The sequence below is a fragment of the Streptomyces sp. SID5464 genome, assembly GCF_009862985.1.
In the GTDB taxonomy this organism is placed as follows: domain Bacteria; phylum Actinomycetota; class Actinomycetes; order Streptomycetales; family Streptomycetaceae; genus Streptomyces; species Streptomyces chartreusis_D.
This window is the reverse complement of the sequence record NZ_WWIQ01000073.1, coordinates 75,808-101,183: the sequence shown is the minus strand read 5'-3', so window position 1 is coordinate 101,183 and position 25,376 is coordinate 75,808. Positions and strand designations below refer to the sequence as shown.

General features: G+C 66.4%; 16 protein-coding genes. 11 read left to right on the top strand and 5 right to left on the bottom strand.

The features are described 5' to 3' along the window. Positions 1-2: 2 nt before the first annotated feature. Positions 3-587 carry a DinB family protein gene (locus GTY47_RS35335; protein WP_010040282.1) on the top strand — a complete coding sequence of 195 codons (585 nt, stop codon included), beginning with the start codon at positions 3-5 and terminating at the stop codon, positions 585-587. A gap of 1,028 nt (positions 588-1,615) precedes the next feature. On the opposite strand, the gene GTY47_RS41760 is transcribed toward GTY47_RS35335, so the two are convergent. The 5 genes from GTY47_RS41760 to queC all read right to left on the bottom strand — a co-directional run bounded on the left by GTY47_RS41760 (position 1,616) and on the right by queC (position 4,997). Continuing rightward, positions 1,616-2,131, bottom strand: coding sequence for a VUT family protein (locus GTY47_RS41760; RefSeq protein WP_010040275.1), 516 nt, complete (start codon positions 2,129-2,131; stop codon positions 1,616-1,618). A 398-nt stretch (positions 2,132-2,529) separates the two neighbouring features. Further along, complete coding sequence (locus GTY47_RS35325) at positions 2,530-3,303, bottom strand: GTP cyclohydrolase I FolE2 (protein ID WP_010040268.1); 774 nt, start codon at positions 3,301-3,303, stop codon at positions 2,530-2,532. A gap of 4 nt (positions 3,304-3,307) precedes the next feature. Continuing rightward, the gene (gene queD / locus GTY47_RS35320) at positions 3,308-3,664 is read right to left on the bottom strand and encodes a 6-carboxytetrahydropterin synthase QueD (RefSeq protein WP_010040266.1); all 357 of its coding nucleotides are present in this window, start codon (positions 3,662-3,664) and stop codon (positions 3,308-3,310) included. Continuing rightward, entirely contained in the window at positions 3,664-4,299 is a 636-nt protein-coding gene (gene queE, locus GTY47_RS35315) for a 7-carboxy-7-deazaguanine synthase (protein WP_010040264.1), read from the bottom strand. The genes queD and queE overlap by 1 nt, the downstream gene beginning before the upstream one ends. Before the next feature lie 2 nt (positions 4,300-4,301). Next, positions 4,302-4,997, bottom strand: a complete 696-nt coding sequence (gene queC / locus GTY47_RS35310; RefSeq protein ID WP_010040261.1) for a 7-cyano-7-deazaguanine synthase QueC — start codon at positions 4,995-4,997, stop codon at positions 4,302-4,304. A gap of 123 nt (positions 4,998-5,120) precedes the next feature. On the opposite strand from queC, the gene GTY47_RS35305 reads away from it, so the two are divergent. From GTY47_RS35305 to dpdJ, 10 genes are all read left to right on the top strand, one after another. Beyond that, on the top strand, positions 5,121-6,017 hold the full coding sequence (locus GTY47_RS35305; protein WP_010040259.1) for a hypothetical protein: 897 nt from the start codon (positions 5,121-5,123) through the stop codon (positions 6,015-6,017). After that, positions 6,014-7,147, top strand: coding sequence for a DGQHR domain-containing protein DpdB (dbpB, locus tag GTY47_RS35300; RefSeq protein WP_010040258.1), 1,134 nt, complete (start codon positions 6,014-6,016; stop codon positions 7,145-7,147). The genes GTY47_RS35305 and dbpB (GTY47_RS35300) overlap by 4 nt, the downstream gene beginning before the upstream one ends. Continuing rightward, positions 7,144-8,364, top strand: coding sequence for a tRNA-guanine transglycosylase DpdA (gene dpdA, locus GTY47_RS35295; RefSeq protein WP_010040257.1), 1,221 nt, complete (start codon positions 7,144-7,146; stop codon positions 8,362-8,364). The genes dbpB (GTY47_RS35300) and dpdA overlap by 4 nt, the downstream gene beginning before the upstream one ends. Before the next feature lie 48 nt (positions 8,365-8,412). Further along, the gene (gene dbpB / locus GTY47_RS35290) at positions 8,413-9,516 is read left to right on the top strand and encodes a DGQHR domain-containing protein DpdB (RefSeq protein WP_010040256.1); all 1,104 of its coding nucleotides are present in this window, start codon (positions 8,413-8,415) and stop codon (positions 9,514-9,516) included. An 841-nt stretch (positions 9,517-10,357) separates the two neighbouring features. Next, on the top strand, positions 10,358-13,666 hold the full coding sequence (dpdE, locus tag GTY47_RS35285; protein ID WP_010040255.1) for a protein DpdE: 3,309 nt from the start codon (positions 10,358-10,360) through the stop codon (positions 13,664-13,666). Continuing rightward, the gene (gene dpdF, locus GTY47_RS35280; RefSeq protein ID WP_010040253.1) at positions 13,659-16,253 is read left to right on the top strand and encodes a protein DpdF; all 2,595 of its coding nucleotides are present in this window, start codon (positions 13,659-13,661) and stop codon (positions 16,251-16,253) included. Before dpdE ends, dpdF begins: the two co-directional genes overlap by 8 nt. Beyond that, positions 16,253-17,143 (top strand): protein DpdG, encoded by an 891-nt coding sequence (gene dpdG / locus GTY47_RS35275; RefSeq protein WP_029181197.1) that lies wholly within the window; start codon positions 16,253-16,255, stop codon positions 17,141-17,143. Before dpdF ends, dpdG begins: the two co-directional genes overlap by 1 nt. Then, positions 17,136-20,174, top strand: a complete 3,039-nt coding sequence (gene dpdH, locus GTY47_RS35270) for a protein DpdH (protein WP_010040249.1) — start codon at positions 17,136-17,138, stop codon at positions 20,172-20,174. Before dpdG ends, dpdH begins: the two co-directional genes overlap by 8 nt. Beyond that, positions 20,171-20,857 (top strand): hypothetical protein, encoded by a 687-nt coding sequence (locus GTY47_RS35265; protein WP_010040246.1) that lies wholly within the window; start codon positions 20,171-20,173, stop codon positions 20,855-20,857. The genes dpdH and GTY47_RS35265 overlap by 4 nt, the downstream gene beginning before the upstream one ends. Continuing rightward, complete coding sequence (gene dpdJ, locus GTY47_RS35260; RefSeq protein ID WP_010040243.1) at positions 20,854-25,368, top strand: protein DpdJ; 4,515 nt, start codon at positions 20,854-20,856, stop codon at positions 25,366-25,368. The genes GTY47_RS35265 and dpdJ overlap by 4 nt, the downstream gene beginning before the upstream one ends. Positions 25,369-25,376 lie beyond the last annotated feature (8 nt).

The following is a 25,376-nucleotide window of genomic DNA, read 5'->3' as shown; positions in this document are numbered from 1 at the left end:
GCATGATCGATGAATTCGCCAAAGACAACCTGCACGGGAGACTGCGGCGGGACCGCGAGGCGCTGCTCTGGAAACTCGACGGCCTGTCCGAATACGACGCCCGCCGACCTTTGACCGCGACCGGGACCAACCTCCTCGGCCTGGTCAAACACGTGGCCACCGTCGAGGCCAGATACTTCGGCGAGGTCTTCGACCGTCCTTCCCCGGAGCCGCTGCCCCGATGGCAGGACTACAGCGGCAGCGATCTGTGGGCGACCGAGGACGAGACCCGCGATCAGATCATCGGGTTCTACCGGCGCACATGGGAACACTCGGACGCGACGATCAACGAGCTTCCCCTCGACGCCCCCGGCCACGTGCCGTGGTGGCCGGAGCCTTATCCCAACACGAACCTGTTCGCCGTCATGGTCCATGTCCTCAGCGAATCCGTCCGGCATACCGGGCACGCCGACATCCTGCGCGAGGGCCTCGACGGCCGGACCGGGCTGCGCGCCGAACACGAGACGCAGATCGACGAGGAAGCCCGTGCGGCCTACTGCGCGAAGATCGAGCAGGCCGCCAGGTCGGCCGCACCCCTCAAGGCTTAGAGGCTGCCTGACGTGACTTGATGTGCGTGCGGCATGACGCCGGTCGTGGGCGCTGATCCATCGAACGCAAGGTGGTGGGATCGCTCTTGTGGCGAGCGGGCCGTGTGCACGGCAGTGGTGTACGCGCTCACCAGCGGCTGTGCCTGGCGGCCTCTGCCGCAGACGTCCGGCACGTGCGCGTCCGGGGTGGGCCGCTGAGCGGTGCTGCGCTTCGTCCCCTTGCTCTAGCCCGGGCGGGCGTCGCTGCCGTGGTGGCGACTCCGCCTCGGTTGCCTGCCCACCCGATCGCCGGCGAGAGCGAGTAGGTCCCTGGCTGGGCCCTGCGTCGTGAGTGTGTCGGAGGTGTGTCGCGAACACTGAGAGACAACGAGAGAGGGCGGGAGTCAGTGACACTGACTCCCGCCCTCTTCGGTCGGCATCCGCCCTGGTCAGCGCTTGCTTCGCGCTGGCTAGATGGCGAGTGCCCCCGGCAGGATTCGAACCTGCGCACACGGCTCCGGAGGGCGCATCATGCTCCTACGTTTACGCAGGTCACGGGTTGATGATCGGCCACTGGAGCGCGACCCGTCCACAGGTAGTCCACGACGGTCAAAGAGGCTGCGAGGTAGAGCCCACGTCGTATCGGATGCGTCCCGGACCCGCGTGGCGCGAACGGTGACCGTAGTTGAATACCGTCCACCGCCTTCCGTAGCCCGGCCGTCGTCTACCGGGTGCAGTCGGCGGCCAGAGACTACGGCCGGGCTTCGAGGGGCCGTCTGGGCTTCCACCCAGTGTGCCGGGGCAGAGGCGGCAAGCAGAATCCGTGTCACTCCAGGGCATGACGGTGCCCCCAGAAGGCACGGTTGCGAGGCGGTGAGACCGGGGTCCAGCAGTGCGTGGACTTGACGGGTGGCCAGATGCGGTAGTTCGCCGCCGAACAGGGGTGCTGAGGGCGTACCCCGCCAAGCGGCCGCTTGAGTCCTGCCCAAGGCCTGAGCAAAGGCGATTGCGGTGCGGTTTCCTGCCATGCGTGGATGGCAGGCTGACCTTCAGGCGATAACGCGGTAACGGCGGCGCAGTAGCGCCAGGACTATGACGGCCGCGAGGGTCATCCACGTTTTGCCGAGGATTTGTCCAGGCAGGTAATTGAGGGAGCCGAAGGCGAGGTGGAGGAACAGGAGGCTGTCGACGAGAAGCCCGACGGCGTTCGAGGCGAGTATCGCAACCAGAAGTCCTCGGCGGCGCAGAGGTTCGTAGACGACGAAGTCCATGGTTTCGGCGACGGCGAAGGCAACCGCTGAGGCAGTGGCGGGGCTGGGGTCCGCGAGAAGGTAGGAGAGGACGGTGCCGATGGCTATGGCGGCGAGGATGGCGCCACGGCCGGTCGCCTCGCGTGCAAGGTCGCGGAGGACGAGCGCCAGGCCGACGAAGTAGACGCCGGCGGGCGCCACGTAACCGAGGCCGACCGGTACCGCGCCGAAGTGGGTGACGGCCAAGTTGGCGGCCGGGATGGTGGCGATGTACGCGATGACTGTGGCAATACCGGCAGGAGCGGGGGTCTTCACGATCTACTTTCTGTTCTCGGTGGTGGGTTGCTGCGCTCGGCTCCAGTGGCGGATGGGCGGTGGGACGAACGTGCAGACAGTACAGCGCACGACACTGAACATCCTTAAGGCGTCGGTCCGCGCTGCAGTGCTGAGAGAAGTGCCTGCTGCCGGGGGCGAGTAAGGTCCCGGTGGGTTTAGGCGATGCCGCGCTGAGGGCCTCGGGTGGGCCCCTGAATGGCGAACGCGCTAGTCAGCGGCGCGGGCGCCGACCCGCTGTACGGGCCCACGTGGCGCGTGCATAGGCGCCAGTGGACGCTTCCCGCGGGCTCGGGCAAAGCCGTGCACCTTGCCGCCGCAGGCACAGCGTAGGGAAGGGGTTGGCACCCCCCTTTCCGACCCAGGGCGTGTGAGGGGATTCAACCGGTGTAGGTCAGGCTGGCGATGGCGTCGTGGCTGTGAATACTTTCCAGATTCTTAGCCCGGATCGCATGTTTCAGCCCCTTTTCGCGACATGCAAGGCTTATGTCGCGGATGATGTCTTCGACGAAGACGGGATGGTCGTAGGCCTGCATGGTGACGACGCGTTCGTCGGGCCGCTTGATGAGGGGGAGGACAGGGGCGGAGCCGACGCTGCGCAGCAGGTCGACGATTTCGTGGACCGCCAGGGGGTAGGGCGCGTCGGCGGTCCCGGTGACAGTGAGGGTGACCTCGCTGCGCTGGTTGTGGGCGCCGTAGTCGGAGATGGCCTTGGAGCACGGGCACAGACTGGTGACGTCGGTGGTCACCGTGGTGGCGACGGTGCAGGTGTCGGGGGTGATGTAACCGGTGATGGTGACGTCGTGGGTTTGCCACGACTTCCGCTTACTGGCGGGTGCGGTCACGGTCGTGGCGATGGGCAGGGACAACGTCACGGCCAGGCTGGGGGCTTCGAGCAGGGCGAGCCCTCGTTTGAGGGCGATGGGCAAGTCCTGCGGGGCGAGGGTGGCCACTTCCTGATGCACCAGGGCGATCATGCGGCTCATGTGGGTGCCGCGTCGGTCGGCCTGCAGGCCGACGGTGACACTGATGTCGGCGATGCCATGCTGGCACGTGTGACCGTCATCGAACGTGACGGGATAGCGCAAGCCGCTGATCCCTACTTCGTCGATGGCGATGCCGCGGGAGTCGGCCTCGTTCTGGATGTCGTGCATGCCGCTACTCACCTCGGTAGGTGCAACCGGAGGTGCAGGTCTCGCGCACGGTGATCGCCGACAGGCCGGGAAGCTCGGTGACCATCCGGTCCCAGATCCAGCGGGCCAGGTTCTCACTCGTGGGGTTGTCGAGGCCTTCGATATCGTTCAGGTAGTAATGGTCGAGTTGTGCATCAATGGGCTTAAAAGCCTGTTTGATGTCGCCGAAGTCCATCACCCAGCCCGCCTCCGGCTCAACAGGTGCCTCCACGTGCACGGTGACCTTGTAGGAGTGGCCGTGCAGGCGGGCGCACTTGTGACCCTCGGGCACGCGCGGCAGGCGGTGGGCCGCTTCGAAGGTGAACTCGCGAAAGATTTCCATTACTGAATTCCCAGATACTTGTGCGTCTGGAGGGAGAGCGTCCAGCGCGGGTTCTTCATGCAGTACTCGACGGCGGCACGGGTGTGGGCCTCGCGGTCGGCGTCATCCAGCGGCTGTAGGCGGAAGTGGCGAAAGTCGAGATGTTCGAACTGGGCGGGGTCGCCACCGGCCTGCGGGTAGACCAGTTTGAGCTCGTCGCCGCTGGTGAGGACCAGGGTGGAGCCGATCTTCGGGCTCACACACAGCCAGTCGATACCGCGGGGAGCGGGCCGGGTGCCGTTGGTTTCCACCGCGATCTCGAAGCCGCGGCCGTGCAGGGCCTCGATGGCGGCCTCGTCCAACTGCAGCAGGGGCTCTCCGCCGGTGCACACCACGAACCGGTGCGCACGGTCGGTGGTGGGCCAGGCGGCTTCGACGGCGTCGGCCAGCTCCTCGGCGGTGCGAAAGCGACCGCCGCCTTCGCCGTCGGTGCCCACGAAATCCGTGTCGCAGAACTGGCAGATCGCGCGGGCGCGATCCTGTTCACGGCCGGTCCACAGGTTGCAGCGGGAAAACCGGCAAAACACCGCCGGGCGGCCGGCGTGGCCGCCTTCGCCCTGCAGCGTGTAGAAGATTTCCTTGATCAGGTAGGTCATGCTCAGGCGCTCTGGTACCGGACGGGGTCGGTGACGCCGGCTTCGGCGAACCCCTTCAGACGCAGCAGGCAGGTGTCGCACTTGCCGCAGGCCCGGCCCTGCTCGTCGGGGTCGTAGCAGGAGGAGGTCAGGGAGTAGTCCACGCCCAGGCGCAGGCCCTCGCGGACGATGTCGGCCTTGGAGAGAGCGATCAGGGGGGAGTGCAGCGTGATCTTGGAGGTGCCCTCGACGCCGGCCTTGGTCGCCAGGTTGGCCATGGTGGCGAACGCCTCCATGTACTCGGGGCGGCAGTCGGGGTAGCCGCTGTAGTCCACGGCCGTGACCCCGGTGAAGATGTCGCTGGCGCCGACCGTCTCGGCAAACGCGAGCGCGAAGGACAAAAAGATCGTGTTGCGGGCCGGCACATAGGTGATCGGTACCCCCGCCTCTTCCACGTCCGCGAGCGACTCGTGCTTGGGCACTTCGATGTCGGCCGTCAGAGCAGAGCCGCCGAAGACCCGCAGATCGATGTCGGCGATGACGTGCCGGGCCACGCCCTGGGCCTGGGCGACCCGCTGGGCCGCCTCCAACTCGATGGAGTGCCGCTGCCCGTAGCGGAAGCTGAGCGCGTAGGGAGTGAATCCCTGGTCCTTGGCGATGGCCAGCACCGTGGTCGAGTCCAGGCCGCCGCTCAGCAACACGATCGCGGGACGGTCCATGCTGTCACTCCCTTATCTGAGGTCCAGTTGCCTCCGTTGAGGCAGTGGCAGACTACCGTCTTAACTACCGGCTACAGTAACCACAACAAGATACGAGTTACGGAAGCTAGAGGTCGAACCGCAGTGAACGAGTTGCCCATCGTGGTCACGTGCACGGACCGGAAGACCTCGCCCCCCGAGGCCCCACTGCAGGCCCGCGCCCTGCCCAAGACGGACCTCGCGGAGCGGGCCGTGGAATGGGCTCGCCGCCTGCACGCCGCGCCAGGACCGCGCATCGCGCTGGAGGACCTGTATCAGGGAGACCAGTGGCGGCGCGCCCAAGTTCTCACAAAAGCCGCATCTCGGGCCGGTTTTGTTCCCCGTCTCTACGTGGCCTCGGCCGGTCTGGGCCTGCGACCAGTCTCCAGCCTCGCACCCTCCTACGCGGCGACTTTCCTGCCCCGACATGCAGATTCCGTGGCTTCCTCCAGCGCGCAGGCCGCTGACTGGTGGGACCATCTGCAACGCTTGGACGCCAGTTGTCAGCTGCCCCAGATCGCAGCCGCTGCCGGCCGGGCGCTGGTGGTGCTGTCCGAGACCTACGCAGGGGCCATGCACCGTGACCTTGCCGCGCTGGCGGCCACGGGAGCCGAGGTGGTGCTGGTCGGGGGCGCCTGCGAGCTGGACGGCATCGTGCGCGTGCCGGCCAACGCCGCCCTGCGCCACGCCCTGGGCGGCACCCGCACCAGCTTGAACGTCCGCATGGCGGCCTCCTGGCTTGAGCGCTGCACGCCCGGCCACCTCATCACCTCCAGCGCACAGCAGCGTTGGAGAGACTGGGTCGATCAGGTCGCCCGCCCCGAACGCTACGAGCGCCGGCCGATGACGGACGAAGCCGTGATCGACTTCATCGAGCAGTCGAAGGACAGTCACCCCGGCTACTCCCGCACCCGCCTGCTGCGCCTGCTGCGAGACCAGGGAATGGCCTGTGAACAAAAGCGCTTCGCGGACCTGTACACAGCAACGATTGGCCCCCGATGACCTCCCTTGTGCTTAAACGCCGGGCCCTGCGGATCGAGCAGCACCCCACGATCCCCCTGTACGTGTTCACCCTGGCGGCCGAGGAGGTACGCCAAGTCGCCGACGTGGCACGCATCTCGAGGGACGAGGCCGGCAAACTGATCGGCTACCAACGCCCCGAAAAAAAGCAGCACGTGAAGCAGATCCTCGAGTACCTCGACGGCGAGGAGGTCCTGTTTCCCAACGGGCTGATCATGGCGCTGCCCTCCAGCGTGCGGTTCAAGTCCAGCCCGGGCCCTGGCAGCAGCGACGGCCTGTGCACCTCGGGCACGCTGGAAATTCCCCTGCCCGACGCCCCCGAGGCCCCCCGGCCGGCCTGGATCGTCGACGGCCAGCAGCGCAGCCTCGCCCTGGCCCGCACCCGCAACACCCGCCTGGCCGTGACCATCGCCGGGTTCGTCGCCGAAGATTTGGAAACCCAACGCGACCAGTTCCTGCGCGTGAACACGGTCTCCCCGCTGCCCACCAACCTGGTCACCGAACTCCTCCCGGAAGTCGGCACCCTGCTGCCGACCAAGCTATCCGCCCGCAAACTCCCCTCCGTCCTGGTCGAGGCCCTCAACCACGACAAAGACTCACCCTTTCGGGGCCTGGTGCGCCGCCCCTCCACCACGGCCGAACAGAAGGCGGACGCCGTCGTCACGGACAACAGCCTCACCACCGCGATTCAGGAATCCCTCAACTCTCCTTCAGGCGCCTTCTTTCCCTACAAGAACCTGTCCAACGGCACGGTCGACACCGCCACCATTCGCCAGATCCTCGTCGTCTACTGGACCGCGGTGCGTGACACCTTCCCCGACGCATGGGGCCTGCCGGCGACCCGGTCCCGGCTGATGCACGGCGTGGGCATCCGCTCCATGGGACGTCTGATGGACCGCGTCATGATGGCCATCGACCCCGCCTCACCCCATGCCGTGGAGTTGGCGCGGGCGGAACTCGCCCTGATCGCTCCGCACTGCCGCTGGACCCAGGGACGCTGGCCCGACCTGAACACCCCCTGGAACGAACTCCAAAACAACCCCCGCCACATCAGCACCCTGTCGAACTATCTTCTCCGTATCTATGTGCAGGAAAAGGCAAAAGCCGCGTGAAATTCTATTTCCCTGACAGCCAGGACCTGGTGAGCCCCACTTACGACTTCATCAACGACGAGTACTCGCCCTACCGAGTCCGTCAGCGCGATGACGTCTACGCCCACCAGGCCGTGACGCCGATTCCGTATGACGGGATCCTCGTCAGCAAGGCGGTTGTCGACGGATCTATGAAGGGCGCAGGAAAATACTCCGCCCCGCAGCGCGAGCGCCTCTACCGCCTGGGCGTGAGGAACTTCTTCCGCCTCCCCGACACCTGCTCCACCATCGGCGACTGCGGCGCCTTCAACTACATCGACGAAGAACGCCCCCCGTACGAAGTCGACGAAGTCATCGACTTCTATGGCCGTTGCGGATTCGACGCCGGCATCAGCATCGACCACATCATCTTCGGCTACATCCCCCAAGAATCCGATACGGAACCCGAAGCGGCTTGGGTGGAACGCCAGCAGATCTCCCTCGAACTTGCCGAAAACTTCCTCGCCGCCACAAAAAAACACGGCGCCCGCTTCCAACCCGTCGGCGCCGCCCAGGGATGGGGACCCGACAGCTACGCCCATTCCGTCGCCCAACTACAGAAAATGGGATACCGGCGCATCGCCCTCGGCGGAATGGTCCCCCTCAAGTCCCACGAGATCCTCGCCTGCCTGCGCGCCATCGACGCCGTACGCAACCACGACACCGAACTCCACCTGCTCGGCATCAACCGCGTCGACAGCATGGAACAGTTCGCCCGCCACGGCGTGGCCAGCTTCGACAGCACCAGCGCCTTCCGCCAGGCCTTCATGGACGACCGCAACAACTACCACACTGCTACCGACTCCTACACCGCCATCCGCGTCCCCCAAGTCGACGGCAACCCCGCCCTCAAACGCCTCATCCTCTCCGGCCACGTCTCCCAAGCCGAAGCCATCATCGCCGAACGAGACTGCCTGCGCGCCCTCCGCGCATTCGACCAAGAAGAAACAGCACTCGAAGAAGTAATGAGTGCCCTCGCCACCTACGAAAACCTCGTCCTCGGCTCGAAAAAGAAAAGCTACCTCGAGTACTACGAGCGCACCCTCAGTGATGCACCCTGGCGCACCTGCCTCTGCGCCCTGTGTAAAAAGCACGGAATCGAAATCGCCATATTCCGCGGCAGTGAACGCAACAAGCGCCGCGGATTCCACAATCTCACCGTGCTCGAGGCGAAGATGAGACAACTCACCTTCGGATAGACTTCACCGCCACCCAGCTTTTCTTAAAAATCCTGTCAGGAGATATGAATGGCCGACCGATATGAGCTGAGGCTTCCCGCCCTCGAAGTACGTCAAGGCAACCGAAAAATCTACTGCTTTGCCATCGACGGGAAGAAACTCCACAGCTTCGCCGCCGTCTCCCGCGTCCGCCGCGACGATGACAGCAACCTGAAGGGCTACCAGCGCCCCGAGGTCCTCAGCCATATCCGGGGCATCCGCCGCTACCTCGAATCCGAGGACGCCATGCTCCCCAACGCCCTCGTCCTCGCCTTCGACGACACCGTCCGCTTCGAAACCGGGGTCCGCCCCAACGCCGGCGTGGACTACTCCGTCCCCGGCGTCCTCGTCATCCCCGTCGACGAATCCCTCACCGACCAGGACAAGCCCGCCCTCATCGTGGACGGGCAGCAGCGAAGCGCCGCCATCCGCGACGCCGACCTCGTCGAATTTCCCGTCGCCGCCGTCGGATTCATCGCCGACAACCAAGAAGACCAGCGCTCGCAGTTCATCCTGGTCAACTCCACCAAGCCGCTACCCAAGGGCCTCATCCACGAACTGCTGCCCGAAACCAGCGGACACCTGCCCCCCGCATACGCCCGCAAGCGCCTGCCGGCCCAGTTGATGACCCGCCTCAACACCGACGGCCAAGGCCCCTTCTACGGCCGGGTAGCCAGCCCCACCTCACCCGACGGCAACATCAAGGACACCAGCCTGCTGCGCATGCTGGAACATAGCCTCTTCGAAGGCGCCCTCTACCAGTACCGCAATCCCGAAGATGGCTCTGGCGACGTCGAACGCATGCTGCTGCACCTGCGCTCCTTTTGGACCATCGTGAAGGAGACCTTCAGCGACGCCTGGAAACTCCCGCCCCGCCAATCCCGCCTTACCCACGGCGTGGGCATCCAGGCCATGGGCTTCGTCATGGACGCCCTCACCGACGGCATGCCTGCCGAAGACGTCGACTGCGATCAGGTCCGCAACGCTGTCCTCGGCCTGATGCCGGTGACCGCCTGGACCTCGGGCATGTGGCGCTTCGCCGAGGGCGAGCAGCGCCGATGGAACGGCCTGCAAAACACCCCCAACGACATCCGCCTGCTCACGGACCTGCTGGTCCGCACCGTACGGGGCTGACTACCTGATCGCGTTCGTCGTGCCCTCTCGGGCACGACGAACCGACTACACCGCACCTCCCGCCCATCGCCCCCACCCAGCGGTGGGCTTTGCTGCATGCCCGCGAATGGCCGAACGGGGCGATGCGAGGAACTCGTCGAGGAGTTGGAGGTTGCGGCGCACGTCCATTCAGGGGCAGCGTTCCCGGCGGTAAGCTCCGGCACGAGGGCGCGCCAGCGTAGGTCGAAGAGAACGCGGGTGCTTTTGCACCGGTAGGACAGCGGCCCACTTCACAGGCCAGCCGCTCTGCGGTGCACCGCTGTCCGCCATCCCCTGGTATGGCTGCCCGATCGACTCTCGTGGCCTCATCCCAGGCATGCCCCGGCGGATGGGGACCCGGCGACGGGCAGGATCCCGCCCGAACGTGTGTTGGTCCTGGGCGCCGCCCGCACCCACTGACCTTGCCCACCTGAAACGCGGCGACACCAGCAGGGGACTTCTCGCCCCGCTTGAGCGACACCCCAGCGTGCACCGCATCGACTCCTGCGCTAGTTGCCTCGAAGTTTGCGCACTCGCTCACGTGTACTGCATTGACCGGACCAACTGCATGCATTATGAAAGTTGAAGATCATTGTTATCGCGCGCTCGCCCTCTGCGCCCGGGAGGGGGTTCGGGGGGTAGTGGGCTGGTACAAGTCGTCTGGGGAGGGCGACGGTGGGAGGGCAGGCGCGAGCTTCCAGCAGGCGATCGGGGACTTCGTTACCTGGTGATCGCCGTGGAGCGGGCACCTACCCGGCGATTGTCGGTGGTGCGGTTTACGCTTCAACCGGCTGGATGTGAACGCCTTGTGAAGGAAGTTGCAATGTCAAGGCTAAGGGTGGGGGATTTTGTCCGCTTTGCCGGTTCTCCGGGAATGGGTCGAGTCGCAGCAGTTGAGGGGGAGAGTGTCCAGGTTGACTACTTCGAATCGATAGCGGAGCCCGTTGCCCACACGCAACGCATCGCTGCGCGCTTGTGCACGCCGGTGTCTTTGCCGGAGGAGACCCGTGTCTACCGGCGTGATCCCAGCACCGGCGTGTGGATCGTGGGCCGGGTGCGGGGGAGTGACCCCGGTGTGTATTATGTGCAGTTCCCCAACCATCCGGACGTGCACCTGCCGGTTCGAGCGGCGGAGTTGCACGTGCGCTGGGACCGGCCCGTAAAGAATCCGGTCGCGACCCTGGGAGCCGGCGGGAACGAGTCCGGTTACTTCCACGATGCCCGCTTGCCCATGCTGCACAGCCTCATTGCTCAGCGTGGGGCCAGTGGAAGCATCCCCGCGTTGCTGTCTTCTGCGGCGGAGATCTACCCCCACCAGGTGCAGGCCGCTTTGACCGTCCTGTCCGACCCGGTGCAACGCTACTTGCTGGCCGACGAGGTCGGGCTCGGAAAGACCATCCAGGCCGGCTACGTCATTCGTCAGACTCTGATCGACAACCCTCACGCGCGTGTTGTCGTCATGGCACCAGCGTCCTTGGTGAGGCAGTGGCGTGGGGAAATGCTTGAGAGGTTCTTCATCGATGACTTTCCCGAGGCGCGCATCACCTTCACCGCGCACGACACGCCGCACAAGTGGGCGGGCTATCGCGACGCCGACCTGCTTGTTGTCGATGAGGCCCACCTCCTCGTCCACGACATCACGGAGCCGACGCAATCGCCCTACCGTGAGCTGTGCGGCATCGCGCACACGGCCACGCGCCTCCTGCTGCTGTCGGCCACCCCGGTGACCTCTCACTACGTCACTCACCTGGGTCTGCTGCATCTGCTGGACGAGAAGCTGTACCGCTGGGACGACCGCGCCTCCTTCGAGGAGCGCTACCAGCGGCGTAAGGACCTTGCCGACGGCGTGTTTCAGTTGGACGCCTATTTCCCCACGCTGCTGCCGATGACCATCGATAGCCTGCGGGAACTCCTGCCGTCCGACGAGCGCTTTGAGGCATTGGCCACCGATGTGCTGGCTCTCCTCAACGACGATGACGAGTTGGCAAACGAGGATCAGGCCCCAGAATTGGTCCTGCGAGTCGAGGCTTTGAGGGCTCATCTCAGCGAGACCTATCGCCTACACCGACGGGTCATCCGCCACCGCCGCGCCTCCGTGCTGCGCGACGACGAAGAGACGGAGCTTGTGCCTTATGAAGTGAGAGGACGCACCCGTCCGCGTCTGCTCGCGGTGGATTTTGGCGAGCACCACCTCGGTCAGGCGCTGCTGCTGGAGTGGCGCACGCTGATCGCCGACCACTTGGTAGACACCGCGGCCGACGACACTCAGCACTCGGCCTACGCCATGGCGCTGGCGGTGCTTGCCTCTCGGGCCGGCGGCCTGATGGAAGACCTGCTGTGCGCGCTGCGTTGGCGCACACACGGCGATCGACAAGCCGCCGACCGAGCCGGACTGACCGAGCAGGAGCGACTCCTGCTTGCGGCACCGGCAACCCTTTCCCGGGAAAGAAAACTGGGGGAGACCTACAGCAAGCAGCGCGCTGACTTGCCTCGCACCGCCGCACCCACGGCCCTGACCAAAGCATTGCTGCCAGTCGTGCGTCCCGGAACCAGGGCGGTGATCTTCTGCGGCCCGGGAACCTTGGCCGCCCAAGTAGCGGCAGCGCTCAGCGCCCAGGCCCCCGACGCTGTGGTGGGCCTGCACACCACAGCCACCAGCGCGGACGCTTGCGAGCAGGTCGTGCAGACCTGGCGTACTTCGCAGAACGCCGCCCTGTGCCAGGTGCTCGTCGCTGACGCCTCGGCTGAGGACGGGTTGAACCTGCAGGTTGCAGACGTGGTGGTACACGTGCGGCTGCCGTGGTCCCCTAACCGCCTGGAACAGCGGATCGGACGGGTGGATCGCTACCGGGGGGTGGAATCGCTGCGGCAGAACCGACCGGCGCAGCAGTTCCGCATCGGCGATCGCGAAGGGAACGAGGCGTTCTGCGGGGCCTGGGCGAGCCTGCTCCACGAGGGATACGACCTGTTTACCGCGTCCGTCTCGACCCTGCAGGACACCATCGCTGAAGGGCTGACCCGCGTGTGGCGCCAGGCCCTCGACGACGGTCCCGCGGGGCTGACGACCCTGGCGCCCAGCGTGCGCGAGGAACTGCGCCAGGCCAAGCGGGACATCGACACCATGGACATGCTGGAGTCCATACACGAGACGTCTGAACAGGCCCGTCAGACCACGAGCGCGCTCGATCGCCTGGAGCAGGACTGGCGCCGCCTGCGTGAGAGCCTGGTGCACTACGCCGATGACGGCAGTGGCGGACTGCGTTTTCGGCATGACACACGCACCGTCGCCGGCCACCAGCGTGACCGGTTCGACGTTGCCTCCTCGCATCCGCTGATCGACCCACGGCGCTACAAAGCAGCCGCCGAACGCATTCATCCCCACATGGCCCAGGGTGTCTTCAACCGCTCCACTGCTCTGCGCGCCCCGGGAACCCGGCTCTTCCGCTCGGGCAACCCGTTCGTGGACATGCTCGCCGACATTGTCTTCGCCGACGAACGCGGTCAGGCGACGGCCTTCCGGCGCTTTGACCCCACCTGCCGTACAGGAGATGAAGCCTACTTCGGGCTCGAGTACCTCGTGGAAGCCGACATCAGTGCCGCTCTGCGGCGTGTCGCCGACGTGCCCGAGGCCGGGCGAGCCCTGCGACGCCAGGCTGACCGACTGCTTCCCCCGTTCACCCGCAAGGTGTGGGTGCCTGCCGGGCACCATATCGCTCTGACTGACCCGAAGGCCTGCGCCTGGCTGGATGCTCCCTATGGCAGGCGAGGAGATCAGAACTACAACGTCAAGAACCACGGCGAACTGGTCGCCGTGTTCGGAGGCTGGCAGGAATACCGACAGACAGCAGAAGCAGCCGAGCAGGTGGCCCGTGCCCACCTGGTCCAGGCAACCGACCTGATGAGCAAGTGCGCTAAGGCGCAGGAGCAGGCACAGCAGCAACTCGCGATCGCGACCGCGCAGGCGCAGGCACGCAGTGCGGCCGGCCACCTGCTGGGCGACACCGAAAGCTACCTGCTGGACGTGGCCGTGGGACGGGATCTGACGGAGGCACTGAGCCGCCCTTCGATACGCGTGGTCGCCGCCACCTGCATCGTGCGCGGGGGATACCGGACGGTGAAGCACGATGGGTGATCTGTGGGCGCACGCCCAGGAACTATTTACGGCCTGGCCCCAGGTGCCGACGACGACGGCCACCGGCACCCTGCGGCGACTGGAAGACGCCTTGGCCGACCGGGCCGCTCATCGCGCAGACGCGGTCGGCTGGTGCGACATCGCAGCCCTCACCCGGCAGGTACTGCTGGAGGTTGCCGTCCGGGGAAACAACGCTGGACTGGAGGTTCCCCTGGATCCCGCGTTGCCCAGCCGCGAACAGTGGGAACAGATGGCGTGCCGGACACTGCCGACCACACGGGGATTGCGGGTCTTCGCCTTGCCGTGGCACCCACGGGAGTTGACGCCCGAAGCACAAGAAAGCGCCCGGGAGGACCTGAAGCAGATCTATCTCGGGGTGGACTCACCGCATCGGCGACACCTCGAACCCCGGCCGGCCGACCCCTATTGGGCAGAGGCCCTCGGCTACACCGAGTACGTCTCCGTCGGGCAGCAACAAGCCGCGCGAGCCGTTGCCCTGGCTCCTGCCGGCAGCACGACGATCGTGTGTCTGCCCACCGGACACGGCAAGACCGCGGTGGCCCAGGCCTCGGCCCTGTTGGCCGGTGCCCGCGGGGGAGTGTCCATCGTGGTCGTCCCCACGGTCATTCTTGCCCTGGACATGGAGGCTAGAACGCAGGCCACCCTTGAACGGCAGGGCAGAGGGAGCCCGACCGGCCGTTATGCCTACACCGGCGGCATGCCGGAGGAGGTCAAGCGGCAGATATGCGACGACGTCCGCACCGGTCGCCAACGCCTGCTATTCGCCTCCCCCGAAGCGGTGGTGACGGCGCTGAAGAAGCCCTTGGAGGACGCCGCCGAAGCCGGACTGCTGCAGTACTTCGTCATCGACGAGGCACACCTGGTCGAGCAGTGGGGCACCGGCTTTCGGCCCGAATTTCAGACGATGGCCAGCCACCGGCGTACCTGGCTGCGCAAGGCCCCCCAGGACCAGGCGCCGGTGACGGTGGCGATGAGCGCCACCCTCACCCACCAGCAGGTCAGCCTTCTGGAGCAGTTGTTCGCCGAGGAAGGGCAGGCCCAGGTGGTGTGGGCCTCTCAACTCCGGCACGAGCCCAGCTACTACGTCGACACCTGCCCCGACGAGCAGAGCCGGAACGAAGCCGTCATCGACGCAGTCGCCATGCTGCCTCGGCCCTTGGCGCTCTACACCACTCGGGTCAAGGACGCTGCCGACTGGGCTGAACGGCTCCGCCAGGCCGGCTTCCGCCGCGTCACCCAGGTCACCGGAAAGTCCACCGACGACCAGCGGCGGCAGGCTCTCGAAGGCTGGGCGGGCTCGACCCCCGACGGGCCTGAGCCCACGCGCTTCGACGTGGTCGTGGGCACCTCGGCCTTCGGCCTGGGAGTTGACCTTGCCGACGTGCGTACCGTGGTCCACGCCTGCCTCCCGGAGACCACGGACCGCTACTACCAGGAGGTCGGCCGCGCCGGGCGAGACGGACATCCCTGCATCGCCTACATGGCCACCGCTCCCGGGGACGAGGCGCTGGCCGAAAGCCTCAACCGCAGCCCGCAATTGACGGCCGAGCGTGCCTGGGCCCGGTGGCGGGCCATGTGGGTGGGGCGCACTCCCACCGACAGCGGCGCCCACCGGCTCAGCCTCGAGGCCCTGCCTGCCGACATGCCCGAAGGTTTCGGCCGGCACCGCAGTTGGAACGAACGCATCCTCAACTTCATGGTCAGAGCCGGCCTCATCAAGGTGACCATCCCCGAACCGCCACAGCGTAGCGAGAAGGAAACCGACGCGGCCTGGCAAGGGCGCCTCGACGCGTTCTACACGTCCCTGGGGAAACAGTTCGACGTCTTCCTTGCGGATGGGCAGACTAACGACCGCGCCTACTTCCTGCAGCGTTTCAACGACGTCCGCCGGCTCATCATCAACGACCAACGTGACGCCGCCGGCCGGCTGCGAAGGATTTTGCGCAGCGACCGCTGCTGGGGCGAGGCACTGGCTGACCACTACCGCGTGCCCTACCGCGGAGGTGTTCTGACCACGGGAGTCACCTGCCGCGGGTGCCCGCCCTGCCGTAAGCAGGGCCCGCCGCGGACCGCCCCGGAGGGCTACTACCGACTCGCGGTCGAGCCCTGGCCTGCCGTGCCGTCGTGGCCGAGCCGACGCGAGGACCCCCTGAGGCGGTTCCGCGGTGACCTGCCGTGCCTTTCCATCTACTGGGAAACCGAGCAGGAGTTCACCGACCTGGTGCCCGAACTGCTCGAGCGGCTGGCCGTGCGGGGAATGTCGGTGGTCGGCGGTCCGGGACTTGCCCGCCTCGCCACTCGACGACTGCAACGCGACGTGCGCCCCCGCCCCCTCATCCTGGACAGGGACGAGGACCTCCTGGGCCGCTACACCAACCCGATGGTCTGGCTGCTCGACTCTTCCGCCTCCCACATGGGAGACGATCTGGCGATGCGGTTCGATTCCCAGGATGTAACGTACCTGCTGCATCCACGGTCTTTGGCGCACCCGGATCGCCCTGACACCCCACTTGTTGCAATCCACCGCGCCCATTTGTGGGTGCGTACTGCCTTGGAGTCGTTCTAGTGGCCCTGTTGCTTGCGGAATCTTCGATACCACCTTTCATGTGGGCCGTCGTTCGTCTTCTTGCCGCAGAGCGAAAGCCGCTGCCGACGGATCGCGCGCGGGCTCTTCTGGCTCCCCCCTCCCTGACCGAGGGCAAGGAGAACAAGACCTTCGACCAAGCCCTGCGCAGCCTGCGCGAGTTGCAGATGGTCGCCGTTGACGAAGGCCGACTCTCGCTCGCCGGACACGCCAGCGACCTCGACGGCACGGACTTCCCCTCCTTCAGTTGTGCCCTGCGCCAGGCTGTCTTGGCCGGTGAACTCAATGCCGGTCTGGCCGACGACGCAGGACAGACCGGTTCGCGCGACCTCACCCGAATTCTCGTGTGGTTTCTTTCCCGGGATCCTCTCGACGAGCCGGCCACCTGGGAGATCGCCCAACGCGAGCAGTCCATCGACCTCAACCCTGAAGCGGGGACTGCGTCGCGAAACGACACGCGCTGGAACCGTTTCGTGCACTGGGCGCCGGCCCTGGGCCTGGCTGCTGCCCCCTTGCTGTCAAGCAGCGGAAAGGGCCCCCTGCTTCCGGACTGCACAACAGCCGTCAAGCAGTCGGTGCAAAGGCTGTGGGCTGTCGGGGAACGAGTCAACGCCGTCGACGCTGCCCGAACCCTGCGCAGTGCCCTGCCGGTCCTGCCGGGTGGGGACTACGCCAACGCCCTGGGCATCCCCGACCCGGGCGCGCAGTCAGCAGGGCCGGCCCTGTCCTACGCCCTGCTGCGAGGCGAAGACGAGGGCTGGCTCATCCTGCAGCAGGACGCCGACGCGCAGCGCGTCTTGACCCTTCATGACCCCGACCGTCCGTCGCACTACGTGTCCGACATCGTCATCTCGGAGGACCAGCATGGCTGACTTCCGCGGCTTCCTGTGCTGGACGCCCGAAACCGCGGCCGCGACGATCAATACCGAGGCGGTCAGTCCCTCTCGTGCGGTCTTCCTGGCCACGCATGCGCCGTTGCGTATTCGCCGGGCCGGCCTGGACGGGCGTGCCATCGTCTCTGACGGCCCCCTCATTGACGAGAAGACCGTGCTGAAGGACTTCCTGTCGCTGCAGTCCGACACCGGCGCGCTCCTGTTGCCGGTCGTCGGTGACTCCGGGACCGGAAAGTCGCACCTGGTGCGCTGGGTGCGCGAGAACCTGCCCGCCTCGGACAAGTACAAGATCATCTATCTGGAGAAGGCCAAGACCAGCCTGCGCGCTGTGATCGACGCCCTCCTCGCCGACGCGGACAGTGGCGCGCTGGCTCAGTTGCGCGCCGACATCCACCGGTTCACCGACGGTGTGGACGCGGCCACTTTGAGCAGGCGCCTGGTGAATGCCCTCAGCGAGGCCCTGGCCGCCACGACGGCCCGTGACGTACCTCAACACGCCCGTCCGCTTGCCGGTCCCCGCGGCTTGACGGTCGTCCTGCAAGACCCCCACGTGAGCGCCTTCATGCTCGGACAGGGGAAATTCATTCCCCGACTGGCGGAACAACTGCTTCAAGACCGCGCAGATGGTGAGCCCGACCGCCCGATGGCGTTCACCATGGAAGACCTCCCCACCGACCTGCTGGATCTCCACCGCGCCGCCCAGGTCACAATCAAGCTGATCAATGCGATCTCCGGCAACACACAACTGCAGCAGGCCGCTGTCGACCTGCTGAACCAGCATCTGGAAGCAGCTGTCAAACGGGTGGCGAGCCTGGGAGCTGGCCGCCTGCAGGACGCCATGCTGCAGGTGCGACGCGAGTACGCCCGCAAGGGCAAAGAGATCATCCTGCTCATCGAGGACTTCGCGCTGATCCAAGGCGTGCAAAGAGATCTCCTCGATGCGGTCATCGAGGCCGCCAACCGCTACGGCAGCACCACCCTGGCCCCCATCCGCACCCTCATGGCGGTCACCACGGGCTACTTCAGCGACCTTCCGGAGACCGCACTCACCCGTGTGCGGGCCACCGCTGGCTACGTCTACAACCTCAACGTCTCCTTCACCAGGGACGACCGGGGCGAATCCGAGATCACCTCTTTCGTCGGACGTTATCTCAACGCCGCCCGGGTCGGGCGGGACGCCCTGGAGAACGCGGGCGAGCAACAGGTGCCCAATCCCTGTGAGACCTGCTCCCTGGTCTCCCGATGCCATGAGCAGTTCGGGGCCACCTCCGAGGGCTTCGGCCTGTATCCGTTCAACCCGTCTGCCCTGGTCCGCACCATCCACGCGACGGCTCCGCGCAACGACCCCTATGCGTTCGTCCCGCGCACCGTGCTCGGCAGCGTGATCCGTCCTGTCCTGGTCGAGCATGCCGGCGCACTCAAAGAAGGCACCTTCCCCGACGCCCGTTTCCGCACGCAGTTCCCCACTGCGGACATCGACGAGCCGCTCTCCACCGGCGTACAGGAAGTCGTAGAGGCAGAGGACCCTCTCGACGCCGACCGCCGGAAGATCGTCCTGGAGTTCTGGGGCGGAGCCCCCGACCACGCCGGCGCGCTGCCGTCCGCAGTCCTAGAAGCCTTTGACCTGGAAGCCCGTACCTTCTCCGGGACCAGCGTAATTCCCCGGCAGCCGGTCAAGGTGCAGGCGACGGAGCCGGTCAAGCAGACGACCAAAACAAATCCCTTCACCACGGACAAACTCCCTCCCTCTCTGCAAGCCAAGGTCAATGCGGTGGAGGACTGGCTCAGACGAGAACACGTACTGCAGCAGGCCGTGGCCAGCGAGTTGCGCACCGTCATCGCCACCGCCGTCGCGCAGCGCTTCCGCTGGGTCAATCCTTTGATGCGGGAACAGTCACAGGCGACGATCCGCTCAGCCTGGCCTTCCAATGCACGTGTGGTCTCGATCGAAGGCGCAACGGAGAACGTGCAGGGCGCGGACGCAGCGCCGATCCGGTTCAAGCGAACGGCACGCAACAGCCGTTACCTGCAAAGCGTGCTGCTGCTGAAGAACGGCCAGCCCGCCGAGCGAGCCGAACATGTACGCCGGCTGAGCACAGAATCCGACCGCTACACGGCGTCACTGACCACCGCGCTGCAGAAGAACCTGCAGATCACCGATGACGACTTGGTCCTCGGATTGCGCGCATCCCTGATCGGCGCCGCTCTGGCCGGGCTGGCGTGGCCTGGCATGGACGAGGCCGAACTGCTTGCCGCCGCATTCGCCGACGGGCGCTCCTGGGCGCGTGAGGACGCCGCATCGCGCGATGATGCGTGGAATCGGACCCTGGAGGGCCACCTTCAGCACAGGACCCCCCTCGTCGAGCGGCTCCGCGACGCCCTGGGCGTGGCCCAAGGCGACGGCAAGCCCCGGCTGATCGACGCCGCGAGGGCGCTGCCGCTGCTGCGCCGAGCGACAGCCCAGTGGGACTGGCAGGTGACAGGATCGGACGTACCGGAGTGGGTGAAGAAGGCCGTCAAGTCCTTCGCCAACTGGACGGACCTGGTGAAGGCGCAGAATGCGTCACTGCGCCGGCAGTTGGACGACATACGCCGACACCATCCGCGGGGCACAACCGGGCAGCAGGTTCTGGCCGCCGTGCGCGATGCACTCCTTGCGGCCGAGGACGCCAGCATCCCGGTGCCCCGGGCCACGCGGACGGGTATCACCGACCTTCTCTCGCGGGCGCAGGACGTCGACTGGAAGATCCTGAACCAACTCGAGGACGATCTCCTGCGGGCGGAGGAACCGGAGGCTTCCGACGCGGCGCGCATCACGGCGGCAGTGCGTGACCGAGGGGTCGCCCCCCAGGTGGTCCGTGCCCTGCTGCAGGCCAGCGATGCGTGGCTGACCACCGCTTTGGAGCACGCTGCATCCCGCACCAACTCCCATGGCGATGAGGCGGCCAGGGGTGTCCAGGAACTTTTGACCGAGTGGCGGTCGCTGAGCGCACCGGAGGAGGACCGATGAGCGCGCCCCTGTCCGTCTTGCAAAAGGCCGAGCGCCTGCAGGCGGAGGCACGCCGACTCAACGACGGAGAGAAGGGAGAGGAGGAGGCCCGGCGCATCAGCGAACGCATCAGCGTCCTGCACAACCAGTTGATGGCCCTGCAGCGACGCCTTCGCATAGCCCGCTCCTTGATGGCCCAGCCGGCAGCTGGCGACATCGACCTCTCTGGGCTCGACACGGGTCTAGCAGCGTTCACCCGCCAGTGTGAGGGCGGACTGCCTCCCAACGCGGCCTTCACCAGGGCCTCGACAGCTGTGCAAAAGGTCGCCGATCGCATAGCCCATGACAGCCAGGAAGCATGGCGGCAGTGGACGCAAGCCCAACTGGCGGCCTTGCAGATGGCGCGGCAGGCCATGCTCTCCCTGCAGGACCAGGCACGGGCCAAAGCACTGCACCAGGACCTCACCAAGACTGCTCGCGCCGACGTCGACGCAGCCGTGATCACTCTGTTCGCCAACGCACACGCCGAACTGGCTGAGTTGCTCGACAGCGCGCCACCGCCGCCGGAAGGACTGCAGATGCTCCTGGACCGCCTGGCCTCCGGCACCGCCCTGCTGCTCAGCGACATCACGGACGAGGAGATCGCGCTGCTGCGTCGTGTCGATCTCGACGCCGACCTGGAAGTCCGCAGGAGGCGCACGTGATCACACCGTCCCGTGCCCGTTTCTACAACCACGTCCTCAACGCGCTCGAGGACCGCGAGTTGCCCCTTGTCTCCTGGGGCATCACCGATGGAGCCCTGACCGAGAGTGAAGTCCTCGAGGTCATCGATCTCTGCCTGCCCGACGCCCCGAGGGAGGTGGCAGGCATATCGAGCGAAGAGCTGCTGTATGAATTCCGCGATCGTGCCTGGCTGTTCAAGGTGCCGGACACCTCGCCCCCGCAATATCGCACGCGACTGGCCGAAACCGTCCGTCTGGCAACGCAGTTGCGGCAACTCTTCCCCTGGCAGGCCCGCGATGAGGCGGCGCAGTGGTGGCAGAGCGGTAAGCGACTCGTGGCCGACTACCGCCTGCACACCGCGCCGCGCCGTTATCCCCAGCGCAATATCCCCGCGGCGACCGCGTTGAAGGAACTCGCCACTCTGGCTGGCTGGGGCCGCCTTCAGCACCTCGTGGCCCAGGCCCACATCGGGCCCCGTAACCTAGCCCGCTTTCAGGTCGACGCCACCGCGGCGGTGACCAGTGCGCTGCAACGTCCGCACTCCAGCGGTGTGATCGTGGGGGCTGGCACCGGTAGCGGCAAGACGCTGTCTTTCTACCTGCCGGCTTTCGCTGCCATGGCCGAGCGTGCTCGACCGAATAGCTTCCGCCTGCACACGCTGGCGCTGTATCCGCGCAAGGAATTGCTGCGCGATCAGTTGCGGGAGGCGCTGAGCACTGCCCGCTCGCTGGAGCCCACCCTCCAGGGCTCCGGGCGCCGGCCGTTTCGACTAGGGGCCCTTTACGGAGACACGCCCTACGACCATGAGGACGACCGGCTCAAGCCTGGCGCAAGCGGCCGCACTGCCTGGAAACGGACTCGAGAGGGTGCCGTCTGCCCTTACTTGACCTGTCCTGCGTGTGAGCGCGGCGAACTCCTCTGGCGTGATCTTGACCGTCGCGGCAATAGGGAGCGACTGGTCTGCCTTGCCTGCCGGGCCAGCATTCCGGAGGGCAGCCTTGCTCTGACCCGTCAATCCCAGCAAGACGCGCCCCCTGACCTGCTTTTCACTACGACCGAAATGCTCAACCTGAACAGTGCCGGAGGCGGGCTTAGCCGACTGCTGGGCTGGCAGGGAGGCGCGGTCCCGTCCCTGGTCCTGCTTGATGAGGTGCACACCTACTCCGGGATTCACGGAGCCCAGACCGCTTTGTTGCTGCGCCGCTGGCAGCAGGCCGTCCGCAAGCCGGTCGCTTTCGTCGGTCTAAGCGCCACCCTGCGCGACGCCGGTACGTTCTTCGCTCGCCTGGTGGGACTGCGCGACAGCCATGTCGAGTACATCCAACCCGCCGACGACAGCATGGATGAGGAGGGGCGCGAGTACGCGCTTGCGTTGCGCGGCGATCCGATCGCCGGCAGCAGTCTGCTGTCGACCTCCATCCAAGCCGCCATGCTCTTTGGACGCATGCTTGACCCGGAAGAAGACGCCGCACTGTACGGGGCTACCGGGTTTTTGTTTACCGACGACCTGGATGTCACCAACCGCTTCTACGACGACCTGCGGGACGCTGAGGGAGGACAGAACCGCTACGGTCAACCGGGTCGGAAACCAGCCCTGGCCGCGTTGCGCGCTTCAGCACGCGCCCATCACCAAACCCGTTACCGCGACGGCCAATCGTGGGACCTGATGGAAAAGATCGGCCACGTCCTCGCGCCGGGAGCTGGTCACCATGCGCTGCGGATAGCGCGCACGTCCTCCCAGGACGTCGGAGTGGATCTGCAGGCAAATCTGACGGTGGCGACCGCCTCGCTCGAAGTCGGTTTCAACGACCCGCGCGTTGGGTTGGTACTGCAGCACAAGGCTCCCCACGACGCGGCGGCCTTCATCCAGCGACGCGGCCGGGCCGGGCGTCTGCGCGCCATGCGCCCCGTCACGGTGATCACTCTGTCCGACTACGGCCGGGACCGGCTGGCCTACCAGGCCTACGAGACGCTGTTCCAGCCGGAAGTGCCAGCACGTCACCTTCCGGTCAACAACCGCTTCGTCATCAAGATTCAAGGAACGCAGTCGCTGCTGGACTGGGCAGGACGCAAACTGCGCTTTCACCATCCGTGGGCCGACCCCAGGACGCTGTTGACCGCACCAAAGGCGGCAAAGGCCCACGATAAGAACAAAGCGGCCCGCCAGGACTTGGCGCAGGTGTTGGAGAGCCTCTTGACCACTCCTGCTCTCCAGGACGATCTGGCGCGCCATCTCAGAGCGGCACTGCAGTTGACCGCTGACGAAGTGCAAGCCTTGCTCTGGGAGGAGCCGCGCTCTTTGTTGCTCAGCGTGGTTCCCACCGCTGTACGCCGGCTGAAGAACAACTGGCAGACCCTCCAGGAGAAGGATCCCGGCGCCGAGCCCCGTGCCATGCTTCCGGAGTTCGTGACACGGACGCTGTTCGATCCGCTCAACGTGCCCGAGGTCGGACTGATCCTTCCCTTCGCTTCGCGCACTACCGCCAGCAGCGCCGAGCAGGACAGCAGCGACGAACTGCTGCCGATCGCCAGGGCTCTGAGGGAAGCCGTACCCGGCAGGGTCAGCCGCCGCTACGGCTACCAGCGTGACGACCACCGCACCTGGCTCCCCATCCCTCCAATCGGCCAGGACACCCTGGAACTGGACGACAGCCTTGTACCAGGCCCGACGCTCGAAGGCCGCTGGTCCCCCCCGGGGCAGGACCCGGCAGGTCTGGTCGTACTGCGCCCGCATCGTCTGCAGCTCAGCGAGCCTCCCAAGGAGGTCGCCGACCGGTCACAGGGATTTCCTCTTTGGGCCTCACAGATCGTTGTCGATGCAGGCACTCAGCCCCTGCCAGGTGACGTTCCCCGCCCCTCGTCGTGGGAACACCGCATCACCTCCGTCGGCTTCGCCCTGCACGCGGCAGGCAATCCGATCGAGGTGCGCCGCATAACTGCCGGCTCGCGCTTTGAGGTGAGCTACGACACAGGCACCACGGATGCCCGCACCGTGCGCTACACCCGCAACGGAGAACCGGCCGCGCTCGGCTTCCGGCTGAACGTGGACGCAGCCTCCTTCACCCTCGCCCCCCTGGACACCACGCATCCCGAGGTCACGCGCTACCTCACGTCGCCCCAGTGGCGCACCATGGCCTACTTCCAGGCGGTGGCAGACGATCCAGCGCTGGGGAAGGTGACCAACCAGTTCCAGCGCGGCTGGCTAGCGCTGGTGTACCTGACGTCATTCTCTCTGCGCGGCCTGAGCGACGACGCTCCCGACCCGTCGTCGATCCGCTCCAGTCTTGCTGACGGCAGTTGGCGCAACGACCTGGCGGAAATCCTCAGCGTGCTCTACCGCGACGAGCACACAGGCAAGCCCGCCCACAGCAACGAACGTCTCATCGCCACGCTCACCGAACTCAGCGACGTGCCCGCTGTCATCGACGCCCTGGACCGGGCCGGACAATTGCTGGTGGCTTCAGACGTTGCCATCCGCAGCGCCGACCTCGCACGGCGCGCCTACACAGATACCGTGGCCGCGGCCATTCTCGCCGCAGTACTGCGCGCTTGCCCGGACGCCCAGGACGGCGACTTGATCGCGGACGTAGTCTCCGCAGCCAAGGATGGGGATCCGTCCGTGGTGTGGCTGAGCGAAACCTCCATCGGCGGTCTAGGTGTGATCGAACAACTGTCCCGCTATTATGCCGAGGACCCGCGGCGTTTTTGGCGTCTGGTTGAGACGGCTCTGACCCCCAACGACTATGAGTACGTCGACACCACCGTGACCCGACTCCTGCGCCACGTGACGGCCGAACCGACCGGAGTCGCAGCACGGGCCATGGCAGTTCTGCGGGCCCACACTTCCGCTGCCGGATCCAGCCAAGCGCTCACCGATCTTCGCAACGCTTGGAGCAGACTCGACGGTCCGCCGCGGCACAGTGCCGTGGCAGCGTTGTCCACCCGGCTGCTCCGTCCCGGCAGCAGCCCTACCACCGACGCCAGCGCGCTGGCTTTGATCGAGGGGTGGCAGGCCCTGGAGCGTCGCTTGGGCGTGGAAGTCGACGCCCGCGTTATTGCCTACGCCGTCGGTTCCGGGCGTCTGCCCACCGGCCCTGGCCCGCGCCTGTCGGCCGACCAGGCCTTCAGCCTGCTGTGGCCGCGTGGCCGCGATGCCCGCACCCACCACCTTCAGCACTACCAGCCCTACCTCGACCGTCCTCCCGTCCTGGACCGCCTCCTGGCCGCCGCCGCGCACGATGAGCAACTGCCGCGCATCGACGTCACCGAAGAGGGCTGGGAGCAGCGCTATCAAACCGCGATAGCCCAGCATGCCGCCGTGGAGTTGACAGCCGACACGAACGCTGCGACGGCCCTGTCTGACGCCATCGCCCGGGTGCCGGCTTTGACGGTGGACCGGGACGTCCTGCGCCTGTACGGAGAGATGCAAGGAATGAGCCGTGACGGCCAGCAGTGGCGCGTGCGGGTGGACATCCGGGAGGCGACACAGTGAGTCGACTC

Excerpts from the sequence above, each read along its gene's own strand:
- GTY47_RS35335 (WP_010040282.1), top strand. The coding sequence starts at position 3 with ATGATCGATGAATTCGCCAAAGACAACCTGCACGGGAGACTGCGGCGG.
- GTY47_RS35325 (WP_010040268.1), bottom strand. The coding sequence starts at position 3,303 with ATGCACGACATCCAGAACGAGGCCGACTCCCGCGGCATCGCCATCGAC.
- queD (WP_010040266.1), bottom strand. The coding sequence starts at position 3,664 with ATGGAAATCTTTCGCGAGTTCACCTTCGAAGCGGCCCACCGCCTGCCG.
- queE (WP_010040264.1), bottom strand. The coding sequence starts at position 4,299 with ATGACCTACCTGATCAAGGAAATCTTCTACACGCTGCAGGGCGAAGGC.
- queC (WP_010040261.1), bottom strand. The coding sequence starts at position 4,997 with ATGGACCGTCCCGCGATCGTGTTGCTGAGCGGCGGCCTGGACTCGACC.
- dbpB (WP_010040258.1), top strand. The coding sequence starts at position 6,014 with ATGACCTCCCTTGTGCTTAAACGCCGGGCCCTGCGGATCGAGCAGCAC.
- dbpB (WP_010040256.1), top strand. The coding sequence starts at position 8,413 with ATGGCCGACCGATATGAGCTGAGGCTTCCCGCCCTCGAAGTACGTCAA.
- dpdE (WP_010040255.1), top strand. The coding sequence starts at position 10,358 with ATGTCAAGGCTAAGGGTGGGGGATTTTGTCCGCTTTGCCGGTTCTCCG.
- dpdF (WP_010040253.1), top strand. The coding sequence starts at position 13,659 with ATGGGTGATCTGTGGGCGCACGCCCAGGAACTATTTACGGCCTGGCCC.
- dpdH (WP_010040249.1), top strand. The coding sequence starts at position 17,136 with ATGGCTGACTTCCGCGGCTTCCTGTGCTGGACGCCCGAAACCGCGGCC.
- GTY47_RS35265 (WP_010040246.1), top strand. The coding sequence starts at position 20,171 with ATGAGCGCGCCCCTGTCCGTCTTGCAAAAGGCCGAGCGCCTGCAGGCG.